This is a genomic window from Vibrio sp. R12-SW3-ISO1, from assembly GCF_059834005.1.
Window position 1 is genome coordinate 153,999 of record NZ_JCBDGK010000018.1, and the last position, 15,608, is coordinate 169,606.

The 15,608-nt window shown below is 45.3% G+C and carries 17 protein-coding genes and 1 tRNA gene; 13 read left to right on the forward strand and 5 right to left on the reverse strand.

The window, feature by feature from the left end:
* Positions 1-64: 64 nt before the first annotated feature.
* Positions 65-703, reverse strand: a complete 639-nt coding sequence (locus tag AC6R0R_RS05990; RefSeq protein WP_334552634.1) for a YchE family NAAT transporter — start codon at positions 701-703, stop codon at positions 65-67.
* A 625-nt stretch (positions 704-1,328) separates the two neighbouring features.
* Between AC6R0R_RS05990 and adhE the strand changes: the two genes are divergently transcribed.
* Positions 1,329-4,031: a bifunctional acetaldehyde-CoA/alcohol dehydrogenase gene (gene adhE / locus AC6R0R_RS05995; protein ID WP_500626054.1), complete on the forward strand. Its 2,703-nt coding sequence runs from the start codon at positions 1,329-1,331 to the stop codon at positions 4,029-4,031.
* A 199-nt stretch (positions 4,032-4,230) separates the two neighbouring features.
* Here adhE and minE read toward each other — a convergent pair whose 3' ends face one another.
* The 3 genes from minE to minC are packed head-to-tail and all read right to left on the reverse strand — an operon-like array spanning position 4,231 to position 6,137.
* Positions 4,231-4,494, reverse strand: a complete 264-nt coding sequence (minE, locus tag AC6R0R_RS06000; protein ID WP_334552630.1) for a cell division topological specificity factor MinE — start codon at positions 4,492-4,494, stop codon at positions 4,231-4,233.
* A gap of 6 nt (positions 4,495-4,500) precedes the next feature.
* A complete protein-coding gene (gene minD, locus AC6R0R_RS06005; protein ID WP_334552629.1) occupies positions 4,501-5,313 on the reverse strand; it encodes a septum site-determining protein MinD in 813 nt (270 codons plus the stop codon).
* A gap of 20 nt (positions 5,314-5,333) precedes the next feature.
* The gene (gene minC, locus AC6R0R_RS06010; RefSeq protein WP_500626055.1) at positions 5,334-6,137 is read right to left on the reverse strand and encodes a septum site-determining protein MinC; all 804 of its coding nucleotides are present in this window, start codon (positions 6,135-6,137) and stop codon (positions 5,334-5,336) included.
* A gap of 110 nt (positions 6,138-6,247) precedes the next feature.
* Here minC and AC6R0R_RS06015 point away from each other — a divergent pair, with 110 nt between their 5' ends.
* From AC6R0R_RS06015 to AC6R0R_RS06025, 3 genes are all read left to right on the forward strand, one after another.
* Positions 6,248-6,538, forward strand: coding sequence for a YcgL domain-containing protein (locus tag AC6R0R_RS06015; protein WP_487901077.1), 291 nt, complete (start codon positions 6,248-6,250; stop codon positions 6,536-6,538).
* Between the two features lie 37 nt (positions 6,539-6,575).
* The gene (locus tag AC6R0R_RS06020; protein ID WP_500626056.1) at positions 6,576-7,562 is read left to right on the forward strand and encodes a lytic murein transglycosylase; all 987 of its coding nucleotides are present in this window, start codon (positions 6,576-6,578) and stop codon (positions 7,560-7,562) included.
* Between the two features lie 133 nt (positions 7,563-7,695).
* On the forward strand, positions 7,696-8,808 hold the full coding sequence (locus tag AC6R0R_RS06025; RefSeq protein WP_500626057.1) for a GGDEF domain-containing protein: 1,113 nt from the start codon (positions 7,696-7,698) through the stop codon (positions 8,806-8,808).
* Positions 8,809-8,826: 18 nt separating this feature from the next.
* On the opposite strand, the gene folD is transcribed toward AC6R0R_RS06025, so the two are convergent.
* Positions 8,827-9,684, reverse strand: a complete 858-nt coding sequence (folD, locus tag AC6R0R_RS06030) for a bifunctional methylenetetrahydrofolate dehydrogenase/methenyltetrahydrofolate cyclohydrolase FolD (RefSeq protein WP_487901080.1) — start codon at positions 9,682-9,684, stop codon at positions 8,827-8,829.
* Positions 9,685-9,885: 201 nt separating this feature from the next.
* Between folD and AC6R0R_RS06035 the strand changes: the two genes are divergently transcribed.
* The 9 genes from AC6R0R_RS06035 (at position 9,886) to AC6R0R_RS06075 (ending at position 15,603) form a co-directional block, all read left to right on the forward strand.
* Positions 9,886-9,962: transfer RNA gene (locus tag AC6R0R_RS06035), tRNA-Arg, on the forward strand.
* A 239-nt stretch (positions 9,963-10,201) separates the two neighbouring features.
* Positions 10,202-10,903, forward strand: coding sequence for a hypothetical protein (locus AC6R0R_RS06040; RefSeq protein ID WP_500626058.1), 702 nt, complete (start codon positions 10,202-10,204; stop codon positions 10,901-10,903).
* A gap of 36 nt (positions 10,904-10,939) precedes the next feature.
* Positions 10,940-11,674 carry a competence protein CoiA family protein gene (locus AC6R0R_RS06045; protein WP_500626059.1) on the forward strand — a complete coding sequence of 245 codons (735 nt, stop codon included), beginning with the start codon at positions 10,940-10,942 and terminating at the stop codon, positions 11,672-11,674.
* Between the two features lie 264 nt (positions 11,675-11,938).
* A complete protein-coding gene (locus tag AC6R0R_RS06050) occupies positions 11,939-12,670 on the forward strand; it encodes a hypothetical protein (RefSeq protein WP_500626161.1) in 732 nt (243 codons plus the stop codon).
* A 112-nt stretch (positions 12,671-12,782) separates the two neighbouring features.
* Complete coding sequence (locus tag AC6R0R_RS06055) at positions 12,783-13,337, forward strand: hypothetical protein (protein WP_500626060.1); 555 nt, start codon at positions 12,783-12,785, stop codon at positions 13,335-13,337.
* A 139-nt stretch (positions 13,338-13,476) separates the two neighbouring features.
* Positions 13,477-13,809: a hypothetical protein gene (locus AC6R0R_RS06060; RefSeq protein ID WP_500626061.1), complete on the forward strand. Its 333-nt coding sequence runs from the start codon at positions 13,477-13,479 to the stop codon at positions 13,807-13,809.
* 142 nt (positions 13,810-13,951) lie between these two features.
* A complete protein-coding gene (locus tag AC6R0R_RS06065; RefSeq protein ID WP_500626062.1) occupies positions 13,952-14,281 on the forward strand; it encodes a hypothetical protein in 330 nt (109 codons plus the stop codon).
* Positions 14,282-14,439: 158 nt separating this feature from the next.
* Positions 14,440-14,805, forward strand: coding sequence for a VOC family protein (locus AC6R0R_RS06070; protein ID WP_500626063.1), 366 nt, complete (start codon positions 14,440-14,442; stop codon positions 14,803-14,805).
* 198 nt (positions 14,806-15,003) lie between these two features.
* Positions 15,004-15,603, forward strand: a complete 600-nt coding sequence (locus tag AC6R0R_RS06075) for an outer membrane beta-barrel protein (RefSeq protein WP_500626064.1) — start codon at positions 15,004-15,006, stop codon at positions 15,601-15,603.
* Positions 15,604-15,608: the final 5 nt, after the last annotated feature.

Here is a 15,608-nt window from a genome sequence, read left to right on the forward strand (position 1 = left end):
AGCTGAAAGGCGTCAACCTTGCTCAATGTATGCTTGATCAACGCCTTAGTGGGATTCTAAGGGGTTAGGCGAGGCCTGGAAATAGATTGCGTAACCCGTTGGCAATGAACTCGATGCCCAGAGCACCAAGAATCAAGCCCATGATACGCGTAATCACGTTGATGCCGGTTTGGCCAAGGAATTTCACGATCAAAGGCGCAGAACGAAACAGCAGCCAAGAGCACAAGCAAAACACCGCGATGGTAATGATGATACCTGTGGTATCCATCATGCTCGGGTAGCGTGAACCATAAACGATGGTTGAACTGATCGCACCGGGACCGGCCATTAAAGGCATCGCTAAAGGCACAACACCGATTTGTTCTCGGCTGACGTACTCCGATTTTTCCTGCTTGTTCTGCTTATCTTCACCGAGCTTACCGCTCATCATCGAAAAGGCGATGCTCAGCAGCAGTAAACCGCCTGCCACACGAAACGAATCTAGAGAAATGCTGAACATATCGAGCAACATCTGCCCGCCGAGTAGAGAGACGATCAGAATAACCGCGACCGCCGCGTTGGCTGTAGTTGCGGTTTTGTGTTTCTCTTCGAGGGTCATATGACCGGTTAACGAGACAAACACCGGCATGATCCCCACCGGGTTAACGGCGGCGACTAAACCGAGAAAAAACTGTAAAAAAATCGCTAATTCAAAGGTTTGCATCTAAGCATGTCCACATTAGGCAAAGGGGTAAAAAAGTCACGCGGAATATAGTCTAAATTCACGCAGATAACGAATGAAAAAAGCTAATCTGTCGCCTATACCATGACTGAGAATTTCTAATTATTCCTGACAAAGGGATCGCGCCTGACATGTTTTGTTAACCAAAAGAGGCGTAAGATGAGCTACAGTTTTACGATGTTGTTAAGTTTGCCACAAAATCACGTCTTCAAGACGCCATTTCATCTGAAAATGACGTAACTTGTAGTGTGAGTAGCACGAATTTTGTGAATTACATGTAAGTTTGTGGTCAAAAAATGAAACTTTTTTACAATTTATGCTTGTTCAATGAGTTCGATTGATTGATTGCTGTTATTTTATTCAGTTCGAATTTGTGATTTAAGTCTTTATAAATTAGTGGTTTATGGTGATTTGTGCGATTCGCGTACTACTAACTAGGTAAATAGTTTTTCAGAACTGATCTGGGTCAATTTTTTTCACAACCTGAAATAATATACTCAGCCCTGAAAGCAATTTACTAAGAAAGCTGTGATTGACTGCCCAAGATAAGCATGCAGTTGGCTTAATAAAAAGTTTTTAATATTTGTTAATTTTAGGAGATTTCCCTATGCCTGTTACTAATATAGCCGAGCTAGATGCAATGATTGCACGCGTTAAGAAAGCGCAAGAAGAGTTCGCAACTTACTCTCAAGAGCAAGTTGACCAAATCTTCCGTGCGGCTTCTCTTGCTGCGAACCAAGCTCGTATCCCGCTAGCACAACAAGCGGTTGAAGAATCTGGTATGGGTATTGTTGAAGATAAAGTAATCAAGAACCACTTCGCTTCTGAGTTTATCTACAATAAATACAAAGACGAAAAGACCTGTGGCATCCTAGAAGAGGATGACAACCTAGGTACTATGACTATCGCTGAGCCTGTGGGCATCATCTGCGGTATCGTACCTACCACAAACCCAACTTCTACAGCGATCTTCAAATCTCTTATCTCTCTGAAGACTCGTAACGGCATCATCTTCTCACCACACCCACGTGCGAAAAACTCAACCAACGATGCAGCGAAATTGGTTCTAGAAGCAGCAGTAGCAGCGGGCGCGCCAAAAGACATCATCGGTTGGATTGACCAACCATCTGTTGAGCTATCAAACGCGCTAATGAAGCACGATGACATCGCACTTATCCTTGCTACTGGTGGTCCAGGCATGGTTAAAGCCGCTTACTCTTCTGGTAAGCCAGCAATCGGTGTTGGTGCAGGTAACGTTCCTGTCGTTATCGATGAAACGGCTGACGTTAAACGTGCAGTGGCTTCTATCCTAATGTCTAAAACATTCGATAACGGCGTAGTGTGTGCTTCTGAGCAGGCAGCAATCGTTGTTGACGAAGTTTACGACGAAGTGAAAGAGCGTTTCGCAACGCACAAAGCGGTTGTACTGAGCAAAGCTGACGCGGATAAAGTACGTAAAGTTCTACTTATCGACGGCGCATTGAACGCGAAGATCGTTGGTCAGCCAGCAGCAGCAATCGCTGAGATGGCGGGCGTGAAAGTTCCTGCTGACACGAAAGTGCTTGTTGGTGAAGGTCTTGGTAAAGTGTCTTACGAGGACGCATTTGCTCACGAGAAACTCTCTCCAACGCTTGGTTTGTTCCGTGCAGACAACTTCGAAGATGCGGTTGCTCAAGCGGTGACTATGGTTGAAATCGGCGGTATCGGTCACACCTCTGGTCTATACACTAACCAAGACACAAACGCAGACCGTATCCGTTACTTTGGCGACAAGCTAAAAACAGCTCGTATCCTAATCAACATCCCGACGACTCACGGTGGTATCGGTGACCTGTACAACTTCAATGTTGCACCTTCTCTAACTCTAGGTTGTGGTTCATGGGGTGGTAACTCTATCTCTGAGAACGTAGGTCCTAAGCACCTAATCAACAAGAAAACTGTAGCGAAGCGAGCTGAAAACATGTTGTGGCACAAACTACCTAAGTCTATCTACTTCCGTCGTGGTAGCCTTCCAATCGCGCTTAGCGACCTAGAAGGTAAGAAACGCGCATTCCTTGTTACTGACCGTTTCCTATTCAACAACGGTTACGCAGATGACGTAGTACAACTACTGAAAGCACAAGGTATGGAAGTACAAACGTTCTTCGACGTTGAAGCTGACCCAACGCTATCAGTGGTTAAGAAAGGTGCTGAAGCGATGCAAAGCTTCCAGCCTGACGTTATCCTAGCACTTGGTGGTGGTTCACCAATGGATGCGGCGAAGATCATGTGGGTAATGTACGAGCACCCAGAAACGCACTTTGAAGAGCTTGCAATGCGCTTTATGGACATCCGTAAACGTATCTACAAGTTCCCTAAAATGGGTAAAAAAGCTGAGCTTGTTTGTATCACCACAACTTCAGGTACAGGTTCAGAAGTGACACCATTCGCGGTAGTAACTGATGACGAAACTGGTGCTAAGTACCCACTTGCTGACTACGAGCTAACACCTCAGATGGCGATCGTTGATGCTAACCTAGTCATGAACATGCCTAAGTCTCTAACCGCATTCGGTGGTTACGATGCTGTGACTCACGCTCTAGAAGCTTACGTATCAGTTCTTGCCAATGAGTACTCTGATGGTCAAGCTCTACAAGCACTTAAGATGCTTAAAGAGTACCTACCTTCAAGCTACGCGAACGGTGCAAACGACCCAATCGCTCGTGAGAAAGTACACAACGCGGCAACTATCGCTGGTGTAGCATTTGCGAACGCATTCCTAGGTGTATGTCACTCTATGGCGCACAAGATTGGTGCTGAGTTCCACCTACCACACGGTTTGGCGAACGCACTACTGATCTCTAACGTGGTACGTTACAACGCGAACGACAACCCAACTAAGCAGACTGCATTCTCTCAATACGACCGTCCACAAGCACGTCGTCGTTACGCTGAGGTTGCTGACCACCTAGGCCTAAGCCAAGAAGGTGACCGTACTGCTCAGAAGATTGAACGTCTACTAGCGTGGATGGATGAGTTGAAACAAGACCTAGACATCCCAGCGTCAATCCAAGCGGCGGGTGTTGCTGAAGCTGACTTCCTAGCGAAGCTTGATGAGCTAGCGGTTGAAGCGTTCGATGACCAATGTACTGGTGCGAACCCACGCTACCCTCTAATCTCTGAGCTGAAAGAAGTTCTAAAAGCTTCTTACTACGGTAAAGCATTCGTTGAAGGTGAAACTTTCGAAGGTACAACGGTTATCAAGAAGAAAGCGGATCAAGAAGCAGCGAAAGCAGCACCAAAAGCGAAGAAAGAAAAAGCGGACGCATAAGTAAGCCGTCACGTTGAGATAGGTTTTCGCTAGCACGAAACCTACGCTTTGAAATCGAGCCCTAGCCCTGTGCTGGGGCTTTTGTTTGTCTGCTCATATTTTGTGCTATCCATGTTGGTGCTATTCATATTGGTGGCGTAAAAAAGCCGATGCAATTGCATCGGCTCATTACTCATATCAAATAGCCTACCCAATCAGGCTATTTCTCTTCGTCTGGCAGTTTGACGTTGAGCTCGAGAACGGAGATGTCGTCATCTTTGTGCTCAAACGACAGGTCGACCATCGATGGGTCAATGTCGACATACTTCGCAATGACCTTCAGAATATCTTCTTTAAGCTGAGGCAGATAAGACGGCGCAGGGTCGTTTTGACTGCGACGCTCGGCCACAATGATTTGCAGTCTCTCTTTGGCTAAATTCGCAGAGCTCTTTTTCTGCGGGCGGAAAAACTCAAGTAATGACATGCCTAATTAGCCTCCAAATAGTCGTTTAAAAATCCCTTTCTTCTGCTCAGTGAGGAAGCGGAAATCCACTTGCTCACCGAGAAGACGCTCAACCGTATCATTATAGGCCATACCGGCGTCAGACTCGTCGTCGAAGATGACCGGCACCCCTTTGTTAGAGGCATTCAAAACCGCTTGGCTCTCCGGGATCACGCCGAGCAGGGAAATGTGCAAGATCTCTTCGACATCTTCCACGCTGAGCATTTCACCTTGATTTACGCGCGCAGGGTTGTAGCGGGTGAGTAGCAGGTGCTGTTTCACCGGCTCTAAGCCTTCTTCTGCGCGACGGGATTTAGAATCGAGAATGCCCAGGATACGGTCGGAGTCACGTACAGAAGAGACTTCTGGGTTGGTGGTGACAATCGCTTCATCAGCAAAGTACAACGCCATCAAAGCGCCTTGCTCGATGCCTGCTGGTGAGTCACAGATAATGAATTCAAAACCCATCTCATCCATGTCATCCAGCACTCGGCGCACGCCTTCTTTGGTGAGGGCGTCTTTGTCACGAGTTTGAGAGGCGGGCAAGATGAACAGGTTGTCGGTACGTTTGTCTTTGATCAGCGCTTGATTGAGCGTTGCTTCGCCATTGATGACGTTAACAAAGTCGTACACGACGCGACGTTCGCAACCCATAATCAAGTCAAGGTTACGCAGACCAATATCAAAATCGATCACAGCGGTTTTTTTGCCTTTCATCGCAAGGCCTGAAGCGATCGCAGCGCTAGAGGTGGTTTTCCCTACGCCGCCTTTTCCTGATGTGACAACAATAATGCGTGCCATTCGTTGGTTCCTTTAAACTATTAAATTGTTAACAGCTCGAATTTGAGTGAATCGTCGCTCAAGCTGAACATCACTTTCTGTTGCCAATATTCCTCGGCAAACTGTTCCGTAAGCCAGTAGTGCCCCGCAATAGACATCAATTCTGCATTGAGTTTGTTACAGATGATGACGGCGCCCGTGTTGCCACTGGCCCCTGCAATAGCGCGACCACGCAACGTGCCATGGATGTGAATCGAGCCATCGGCAATCACCTCGGCACCTTCACTGACATGATTGAGTACCACTAAATCCGCGTCTTTTGCGTAAATCTGTTGCCCAGAGCGCACCGGGGTGCGAACAATTTTGGTGGGCGCTAAGGTCGCGGGCGCTTGTGTGGGGGACTTGCTTGCCGTCATCACGGCGAACTTAGCGTCAGACGCTAAGTTTTGTGTACGTTTGTCTGGGCATCCCGTCACCCCAACAGGTATCATGCCCGCTTGGGCGATGCCTTGCTTTAACTTTACAAAGTCCAATTCGCCCGCCACCTTTGAAATATTGATCACCACAGGTGCGTGAGCAAAAAACGCAGGTGCCGTTTGCACTTTCTGTTGTAAGAAGTCGATGCATTTGTCGACATCGTTATCGCTAAGGTGCAACACGGACAAGGTGAAACTGCTGCCTTTCAAGTCAGGCGAAGCGGCGCTGGATGATTGGGACGGCTTGGATTGAGCAGTGACGCTCTCTGACCCAATGGTCTGTGGCCTGCTTGTATTGGGCTCGGTCATATTCGACATATAGGTAAGTGGCAACCTCTTAAGGGCGTTGCTTGGGACTAGGGGACTCATGTTATATTCCCTCCCTAAGCTCAGCAAGTTATCTTGCGCTCAATTGGGTGTTTTGCTCTCAAAAATAGCGAAACATTGACGTTTAATGACAATGAGATAAAAACATAGACATGCTTTGTGCAATTTATAAGAGTTCAAAAAAAGAGGGCGCGTACCTCTACTTACCGAAAAAGGACGATTTTTCGCAAGTTCCTGACACACTGATGCAGATGTTCGGTAAACCTACAATGGTGATGATGGTGAAGCTCGACGGGCGCAAGTTAGCACAAGTCGACATCGAAAAAGTGAAGCAATCCATGCAAGATGAGGGCTTCTTTTTGCAACTGCCACCCCCACCGAAAAACCTGCTTGATGAATACAAAGAGCAGAAAAAAGCTCGCCAGCAGTCGAATAATTCATAGTTCTAAAGACTCGCTAAAATTGCTCAAGGAGGGCAATGTGAAAACAATACTGTCAGCTGTTCTAGGATTGACACTTTCAGGCACTGTGTTGGCAACGTCAGTGTCTGCGAGTGAGGTGTCATTTGATGATTACATCCAAACACTCAGAGATGAAGCCAAAGCGATGGGGATTGCTCAGCCCGTCATCGATGAGGCATTTGCCAATGTGACTCATAAACCACGCGCCGTGACGGCCGATAAGAATCAGCCAGAGAACAAACTGACCTTAGATGAGTACATTCCACGTGCCGTACCAAAATGGAAAATCGATCAAGCCAAAGCTCTTTACCAAAAGCACCACACTGAGTTGACTCGCATTGGCGAGCAATATGGTGTGCAGCCGCGCTTTATTGTTGCGCTGTGGGGCGTTGAGAGTAACTTCGGAAAATTTACCGGCAATTACCCCGTCATTGATGCACTCGCGACCTTGGCGTACGACGGCCGCCGTGAGGCGTTCTTTCGCAGTGAAACTATGGCCGCGTTACAGATCTTAGAGCAGGGCCATATTGCTTTTGATGACTTTAAAGGCTCATGGGCAGGGGCGATGGGCCAGTGCCAGTTTATGCCGAGCTCGTTTTTAGCCTTTGCTGCGGATGGTAACGGTGATGGTAAAAAAGACATCTGGACGACAGAAGCGGACGTGTTTGCTTCGGCGGCCAATTATTTAAGTCAATCCGGTTGGGACGATACCTACACCTGGGGACGTCAAGTGACGCTTCCCGCTGGGTTTGATACGTCAATTCAAGGGCGAGCGCCGGAGAAAGCCAAATATTTGCAACAGTGGGCGTCAATGGGGATTACCCGTTTTGATGGCCGACCGCTACCTAAGCTTGACCAAGATATTCAAGCCTGGTTGATCGCACCCGATGATGCGAATGGGCGTGTTTATTTGGTCTACAATAACTATAACGTACTAATGAAATGGAACCGGTCTTACTACTTTGCGCTGGCTGTTTCACACCTTGCGGATGCAATTGTGATGTGATGCGGTAAACAAAAACGACGAATCCTCCTACGTTCAGTCGCGCTTAGCTTGACGGTGTCTATATTTGTTTAACAATAAATAATGTAGCATTATCTAAATAAGTGATTGGTTTTGTAGCAATGACTGGAGCGCGATGAACGTACACCACTTTGTAGCGGATAAATTATCCGAAGTCGTCTTAATGAAACAGCAGCGCCAGATGATGATGATCCGGGTGCTCGCTTTCTTAGGTGTCTCCTTCCTTGCGGCCTTCTCTGTCTATAGTTTTTATCGCAGCGATATTGAACTGGGCACAACGCTGGCCTTTTACTCCTTGGTTGGCATCGTCACCATCAAAATGATTAACCTGCAACATCGCTTTGGTCTTGCTGGGCTCTCTTTTATTATCTACTCCTTGAGTTTGTATCTTATTTTTACCGGAGGGTATGAAGGTACAGGCATCATGTGGGTCTACCCACTGTCTGCCATCGGCATATTTATCAATACTTTTCGTGTTGGAGTGGGGCTCTCGGTACTGAATATTGTCCTTACTTCCTTGATCTTCGCCTTTGGCTTGACGCAGTTTCCGTACCCATACCATGTAGGGTTTCGCTTGGTATTAACCTTGGTCGCGATGTCAGGTATGTGTCACATCGTGATCTATTTTCAAAGTCAAATGGACGACTATATTTTGAAAATGGATCAAGAGGGCATTCAAGAACTGGCTTACATTGACTCGCTCACCCAACTGGCGAACCGAGCGAGCTTTATGTCGGTGCTGTCTCACGCGACCCGCCTTGATGAAAACAAGCACACCGCGATCATTTACCTCGACTTAGATAACTTTAAAGCGGTCAACGACCGTTATGGTCACGATGTCGGCGACAACGTGTTGTACGATTTTGCCAAGCAAACCAAAGCCATTGCGCAGCAAGCGTTGGGTGAGCGACTGCAAAAATACGACATTGCCCGCTTGGGCGGTGACGAGTTTGCGATTTTTGTGCGCGATTATGAGTCGGAGCAAGAAGTGGTAGCGTTGGCAGAGCAAGTGGTCGCGCTCTTTTATGGTCACCATTTGCAATCACTGAAAAATATTCACGTCGAGATTGGCGCCAGTGCGGGTATCTCATTTAACAATGAGACGATGACTTTAAGTCAGTGTTTGAAAGTGGCAGACAGAGCGATGTATCTCGCCAAAGAAGCCGGGTCGGGTAATGTTAATGTCGCTAAAATAGCCTCAGAGCCGCGAGAAGAAGCGCTGCTCTGAGGAAGGATAGAGCGCTAGTTATTTGGTATGAAATTGCTCACACGCTAGCATTGTATTCTCAATCAAGCTCGCCACCGTCATTGGCCCAACACCACCCGGGACTGGCGTAATAAAGCTGGCGCGCTCTTTGGCTTTATCGTATTCCACATCGCCGACCAACTTGCCTGACTCCAAGCGGTTGATACCGACATCGACCACGACCGCTCCCTCTTTGATCCAGTGACCTGGAATAAAGTTAGGTTTACCTACCGCAACCACCACCAGATCCGCTTGACGTACATGACCTTCTAGATCTTGAGTAAAACGGTGACAAGTCGTGGTGGTACAGCCCGCAAGCAGGAGCTCCAATGTCATTGGTCGACCGACAATGTTGGACGCGCCTACTACCACAGCGTGTTTGCCACGAAGATCGATGTTGTAGCGATCAAGCAGGGTAATGATGCCTTTCGGCGTACAAGAGCGCAGTTTTGGAATGCGCTGCGCTAGGCGGCCCACGTTGTAAGGGTGGAAGCCATCTACGTCTTTCTCTGGATGAATGTGTTCAAGCACGGCGGTAGAGTCGATTCCCGCTGGTAGCGGAAGTTGAACCAAGATGCCGTCAATCTCATCGTCTGCGTTCAGTGTGTCAATCAGTGCAAGCAGCTCAGTTTGACTTGCGGTGGCAGGGAGGTCGAACGATTTAGACACAAAGCCCACCTCTTCACACGCGCGGCGTTTGCTGCCGACATACACTTGTGATGCCGGATCTTCACCAACGAGAACCACAGCCAAGCCAGGGGCACGTAACCCAGCGTCTAGGCGCGCTTTCACACGAGCCGCCACTTCGGAACGGACGGTTTGAGAAATCAGTGTTCCATCGATATTTTGAGCAGTCATGACTTTCCTTTAATCACAATGGCGAATAATTTGTGGCGCATTGTCGCAAATAATTGAATGAACATCCATAAGCAAACGTTTGCTTCGGGTTGTTTTTAAACACCTCAACCGCCAATGTCCCTTTTTTAGTCACTTAGATCATAATGATACGAAAAGGTCTTGTGTTAAGACCTCGAACTCGTATAATCCTGTCCCTGTAGCGCGCCCTTAGCTCAGCTGGATAGAGCACGTCCCTTCTAAGGATGTGGTCGTAGGTTCGAATCCTACAGGGCGTGCCATATATCCGAAAAAAGCCCGATAATTCAATGAGTTATCGGGCTTTTCGTTTTTCTGTGGTGCCTCTGTGGTGCCGCTGAAATCTATTTTTATCAACTTTTGTTAAACCCCACCTATTTTCGACTCTTCGCTTTTTTCGAAACATCACTCTCTTTTTGTCTATCCGATCGCTTGCTTCATCTATACAAAATGATACCTTCTACAACTGAGCTATTAAGTAACAAGTTGCATGGAGTTTGCAGTGGCAGGGTTGAGCCAAAAACAGACAGACGAGTTGATGAGTATCGGGCTTGATGTTCATCAAGTGAAAGAGTGTGAAAACATACTAATCCAAATTCCAAGTGACACCGATCTTTCGTCAATTAAGCGCCTATCTAAAGCGTTGCAACAAGCACAGTCAGGCTTTGACGATATAAGAAATACCGATCCCAATTTCTATGACGAAATAGAGCGGCAACTTCAAAGCAAAGTAGCTTGGTCACGCTCCCTATTAAGCACCATAGCCGAGACATTAGAGGGGGTTCACGCCCAGCAACAAGGTGTCTACGTATCAGAGGTGGATTTTGATTCCAATGAACAAGTAACGCGGGTTACGACTCCCAAAAGCAGGGACTTTCGTCGCTATCAAGCACTGACAGATCTGTGGCGTTCATGGGGCAAAGTAGTGAAAACCACGAAAGATTCTGAATTTTTCTCCTTTCTTACGATTTGCCTCAAAGGTGGCTTTTCTTTTGACGGTGTCGCTAGTGTTAGAACTCACTACCTCAGGTATTTCTGGGGTAAAACGAAGGAGATCTCGACAGGTGACACAGAACACGAATCAGATCTCTTGGAGGTTGAAATTACTCTGAAAAACGGACAGAAACAGGTAGCGCGTATGAGAGTCCCTAAAATGGATGCGTTGGACAAGGATATTCGTCAACTCAAGAAAAGTCGACGCTAGCCACCGACAATTCATAAACGTGAAGGGAAGAGAGGGATGCTGATACCATTTGGCTTGAAGGATGATAAATACCTAGACATTAGTGAGGTGCAACGGGGTAGAGCATGTGGTTGTGTTTGTCCAAGTTGCAAACAAAACCTTGTGGCTAAAAAAGGGCCCAATCCGGATAAAATGATCCACCACTTTGCCCACGACAAAAAGTCGAAAGATGAAACGGGTGAGCCGATAGAGTGTCAATATTCATTCTGTGTAGTCGCAAGGCTTGTGATTAAGCAATGTTTAAAGGAGCTGGACCAGTTTGAGATACAGTTGCCTGATTGGAAGCTTGAACTAGAAAAGAGAGATGATTACGGAAGGGAGGTCACCGTCTCTGGATATGTGACTCAAGCACATCATTTAACGATTGATGATTTTGAAGTCGAGCCTTCGGGGCACTATTCAGAGGTCGATATCCTTTGTCGCATAAATGGGTATTTGGTCGGTATCCACTTTAGTTATCATGGCAGGCCAATGATTGGGGGAAACGAAAATTTTAGTGCCGTTTCAATTGTGGATATTGATTTAGAGCCCTTGCAAGACCTTTACGATAGTTTTGACCATAAAGAACATGAATCATTTAAATCACTGGTGATGGACTATGTACTAAACGTTGGGCAAAGATCTTGGGTGACTCATGCTCGCTATACCGCCAGATATTCAGAGTTGACCGAAAAGCTAAACTCACTCGTCGAGGAATCCAATCTAGTACCGCCGAGACGCCACATAGCCTAAAACCCTATTGTTAATACGATTCAGCATCAACCTTATAAAAAGAGCTCATGCTCGTATGCAGTGAAATTGAATCTTCAAGTGTATAAGGCCATAGGTAAAGTCAAAATTAGCAGTCAATGCCGTCATATACATGATAGACGGGGATTTGCTGTAGTATCCAACTGGTGTCATAATGGGCCGTTTACTAATACTCTGATTTTCGGTCATTTATTAGTGCAGCGTCTTAGTGGGTGGAAGTATTAGGCGGAAGGAAGCGAGTTGGAAATGCGGCTTGTTGCCGTATATAAAGCGTCAAGTTTTTTTGGAGTTTATGTGGAAATTTTTAATAATGCTTGGTTTGTGGGCATTGGTGGTGGTGTACTAAGTGGTCTTATCGTTACAGTGATAACGCGTTATCTATTCTCAAGAAAAGATAATAGAGAATACCTACAGAAAATATCGTCAGTAAATAGAGAAATCGTTTATGCCTTGCGTCCTGGTATATCTGAAGGTCACATTCCTGATGAGCATGTATTAACGGCATTAATCAATTCGACAAGCCGCAAATACAGAGTCAATCGAGATGATGTTTATAAGCCTAAGCAAGTGGCGGAAGAGTTGATTAAAGAAATTATGGATTCTAGTTTCATCTCTTCTGAAACGAAAAAATCATACTGTGAGACTTTGTCACACTTTGTTCAAGAGAGAGAGGTCGGTGGAAATGCGGAATCTAACATCGAGCGCAAAGTTGCTGAAAGTGAGTATAGGCAGAAACTTACAGAGCAAATGAGTGCAGTGTTGGGTTTAACAGCAGCAATGGGAACAATGCTATTTGCTTTTGACCGTTTTTTAGACCAAGCCACGGTTCGAACTCCAATTAAAGAGGCGTTAGATTTACTACTTCCGACTATGACAGTTTTAATCTCTACATTAGTTGCAATGGCAAGTATGTTGGCTGTTGTAAGGCTCAAGCGGCTCAAAAACAAAAATAATGAGAACGGTGAAAACAAAACTTAACAAAGCAATCAAGGTGACCCGTTACACTCGGCGGTTTTGGTATGGAGTCAGATGCGCTTTGTTAGTTCAGTGTGGGGCACCTTATTGCATGCGTTAGTGCGCTAGGAGAAATATGAGCGAAAATTCATTTAAATCTATTCGAAACGGGGCAATGGCATCTATTTTAGCAGGTGTCGCTTTAGCGTTTATCCCTGAGTTAAGAAGCTACGGGGTAGTCGTTTTGGAGTGGTGTTGGTCTCTTGTTTTATGGTGCTGGATAGCATTAATTGACACATATGCTTTACCTGGATGGCTTTGGATTCCAATTATACTCCTGACATTAATGGAGGTGTCTAGTATCTATCAGTCATTAAAAGTGTCTAAAAATCAGCCGGAATATATTAAGTATCAGGAAGATTTCTTATATTCCGTAAAATGGCGCTGGACTTGGCATGATAACAAAATATCTAATTTGTGGTGCTTCTGTCCTTCTTGCGATGCAACGTTAGTGTATGACGATAGTTCCTGCCGTAGCTTTTATGAAGAAAGTAAAACGGATTTTATATGCGAAAATTGCCACAACAGGATTGTCACTACCGTTAAAGGTGGCGACCACTATTATGCTATTGAAGCAGCCGAGCGGGAGATTTTGAGAAGAATTAGGACAGGTGAGTACAACGCACACTAACAAAATTTAAGCAGATTCGCAATGCTTGGCATTTTCGGTTTGAATCGGCTTTAGTGATTACGGCACAATAGTTTAGGCTAGGTGGTAGCGTTGCTCACTAATTAATTTTGCGTTATGAGTAAAAAAGAAGATATGGTACATGGATATATTAATTAATGGCTTGTTGTTGTTTTCAGTTGTCATGGGGTTGCTATTTTTTGCAGCTCACTGGAAGCCAATACTAATATTTTTCGTAATTATGCTTACTGTTTGGGAGCCAAAATTTGGGGTTCCAATAGCATTTATTTCATCATTTCTAACCATGCTCTGGTTTGAGCGAAAGAACTTAAGTTCAGCTGTACTCATCGAATCAATGAAATTCTCATTGTATATAACTGTCGGCGCTGTCATTTTAGGTTTCATTATAGATGCAATGTTTGGTGGAGGCTCTGGTTATAGTGGTTGCTCTCGCGGGAGTCCGGCAGGGTGCTAATTTACTCATACAAAGCGTTTAAGACAGATTCGCAACGCTCGGCATTTTCGGTTTGCTTTGAATTTAGTGTTTACTGCACAATGGTTTAGGTAGGGGGCGTTACTCACTACTTAACGCGGCGTTATGTTTATAAGGAAATTAAATGGAACTTTACGAGATTTTGCTAGCTGTTATTTGTTGGTTTTTATTGATAATACTGTTTCAGCTAGGAGCATTGGTTCGAGCTTCGAAAGTAGATAGCTCTGCTTCAACGAAAAGTCTTGATAAAGACCTAAGTAAACTTCACGAACAGCAGGCTGATATGCTGACTGAGCTAATGGGTATACGGGAATCTTGTAGAGAGCTACATCAAATTCAAACAGAACTTTCAGCAGTAAGATGCGTCACTGATGCTATCGATAAGTATCAATTACCATCCCAAGAACAGCGTGACGCGCTAGAGGAAAGTGAATATTTATCTAAATCTAAGTAAACATAACAAATTGCTTAACAGGGACTCCTAACGCTTGGCCACTTTCATACAATTCAGCTTCAGTGTTTAGGGCACAGGTTTTAAGTTGGGTAGTACAGCGTTATCGCCCGCGAGCAAGGCGTTAGGCTACAAACAGTCGCTATAAAATGGAGATGGAAATGGAAAACCTGAATGCCGTAGAAATAAAGTCATTCGTTCCCGCTAAAGACTTTGAATGCTCTAAGCGCTTTTATCAGACAATGGGTTTTGAAATGGCATCTGAGTTTGACGGAATCGCATATTTCAAATCAGGCTCTTGTTCTTTCTTGCTTCAAGACTTTTGCGAGCCTGCTCACAGCAACAACTTTATGATGCACCTCTTAGTTGAAGATGCGCAAAGTTGGTATGCGCATGTTTTAAAACTCAATCTAGACAAAGAGTTTAGTGTAAAGGTTACAGAGCTTATTGAGCAGCCGTGGGGAATGCTCGAGTTTTGTTTAACAGATCCGAGTGGTGTGTTGTGGCGGATAGGCGAAAATCAGTAGCCATACAAACGGCTTTAAGACGGATTCGCAACGCGTTGCGTTAATGGTTTGCGGTAACGTTAGTGATTTAGGTGGCATGCGGAAACATTGGTATTGCGTTGCTCACCACTTAAGCGGGCGTTATGCTACCTTGTCTATACGGTGTTCCATAAGTTTGGGTTTCTGATATAATTTCGGTTTTAAGTATCGGTATTAATTATGAAAAACACAGCTGGCTTGATCGTAGGTTCTTTGCTTTTATTTAGCTCACCTTCCATTGCAAAGCCTGATGACTTTGTCAAAAAGACTGGCGATCAGTTTTATGTAGGCGCAGATTTAACTGCGGCAAATAATGTTGATGTTAGCATCAATGGTGAATCGGCTGACGAATCTGCAGATATTGGGTTCAATTTTTTAGCGGGTTATGAATTCAATACGCATTCGCTAGTAAAAACGAGTGTAGAAGCAGAATATAGAACGTTTGGTGAAGTTGATAATACAGGGACTTTGAAAGTTGACGGTGATGCTTTCTTTGTGAATCTGAAAGCAAAACTATTTGTACTGTATGACTTCGGTAATTTGTACTTAGCGCCTATGGCAGGCATCGGTCATGTATCAATAGATGGCTCTGGAAACAATATCAGCATTTCAGAATCTCAAACAGGCTACCAAGCGGGTTTGGAAGTTGGTACACGTTTAAAGCAAGGCGTTGATTTAAACGTGGGCTATCGTGCTACATTTACATCAATCAGCCAAGCTGGAAATGATATCGATGTAAACCTATCAGGTGCTTATGCTGGTGTAAGGTACCACTTCTAAAACAG

Excerpts from the sequence above, each read along its gene's own strand:
- AC6R0R_RS05990 (WP_334552634.1), bottom strand. The coding sequence starts at position 703 with ATGCAAACCTTTGAATTAGCGATTTTTTTACAGTTTTTTCTCGGTTTA.
- adhE (WP_500626054.1), top strand. The coding sequence starts at position 1,329 with ATGCCTGTTACTAATATAGCCGAGCTAGATGCAATGATTGCACGCGTT.
- minE (WP_334552630.1), bottom strand. The coding sequence starts at position 4,494 with ATGTCATTACTTGAGTTTTTCCGCCCGCAGAAAAAGAGCTCTGCGAAT.
- minD (WP_334552629.1), bottom strand. The coding sequence starts at position 5,313 with ATGGCACGCATTATTGTTGTCACATCAGGAAAAGGCGGCGTAGGGAAA.
- minC (WP_500626055.1), bottom strand. The coding sequence starts at position 6,137 with ATGAGTCCCCTAGTCCCAAGCAACGCCCTTAAGAGGTTGCCACTTACC.
- AC6R0R_RS06015 (WP_487901077.1), top strand. The coding sequence starts at position 6,248 with ATGCTTTGTGCAATTTATAAGAGTTCAAAAAAAGAGGGCGCGTACCTC.
- AC6R0R_RS06025 (WP_500626057.1), top strand. The coding sequence starts at position 7,696 with ATGAACGTACACCACTTTGTAGCGGATAAATTATCCGAAGTCGTCTTA.
- folD (WP_487901080.1), bottom strand. The coding sequence starts at position 9,684 with ATGACTGCTCAAAATATCGATGGAACACTGATTTCTCAAACCGTCCGT.
- AC6R0R_RS06045 (WP_500626059.1), top strand. The coding sequence starts at position 10,940 with ATGCTGATACCATTTGGCTTGAAGGATGATAAATACCTAGACATTAGT.
- AC6R0R_RS06050 (WP_500626161.1), top strand. The coding sequence starts at position 11,939 with ATGCGGCTTGTTGCCGTATATAAAGCGTCAAGTTTTTTTGGAGTTTAT.
- AC6R0R_RS06055 (WP_500626060.1), top strand. The coding sequence starts at position 12,783 with ATGAGCGAAAATTCATTTAAATCTATTCGAAACGGGGCAATGGCATCT.
- AC6R0R_RS06060 (WP_500626061.1), top strand. The coding sequence starts at position 13,477 with ATGGATATATTAATTAATGGCTTGTTGTTGTTTTCAGTTGTCATGGGG.
- AC6R0R_RS06065 (WP_500626062.1), top strand. The coding sequence starts at position 13,952 with ATGGAACTTTACGAGATTTTGCTAGCTGTTATTTGTTGGTTTTTATTG.
- AC6R0R_RS06070 (WP_500626063.1), top strand. The coding sequence starts at position 14,440 with ATGGAAAACCTGAATGCCGTAGAAATAAAGTCATTCGTTCCCGCTAAA.
- AC6R0R_RS06075 (WP_500626064.1), top strand. The coding sequence starts at position 15,004 with ATGAAAAACACAGCTGGCTTGATCGTAGGTTCTTTGCTTTTATTTAGC.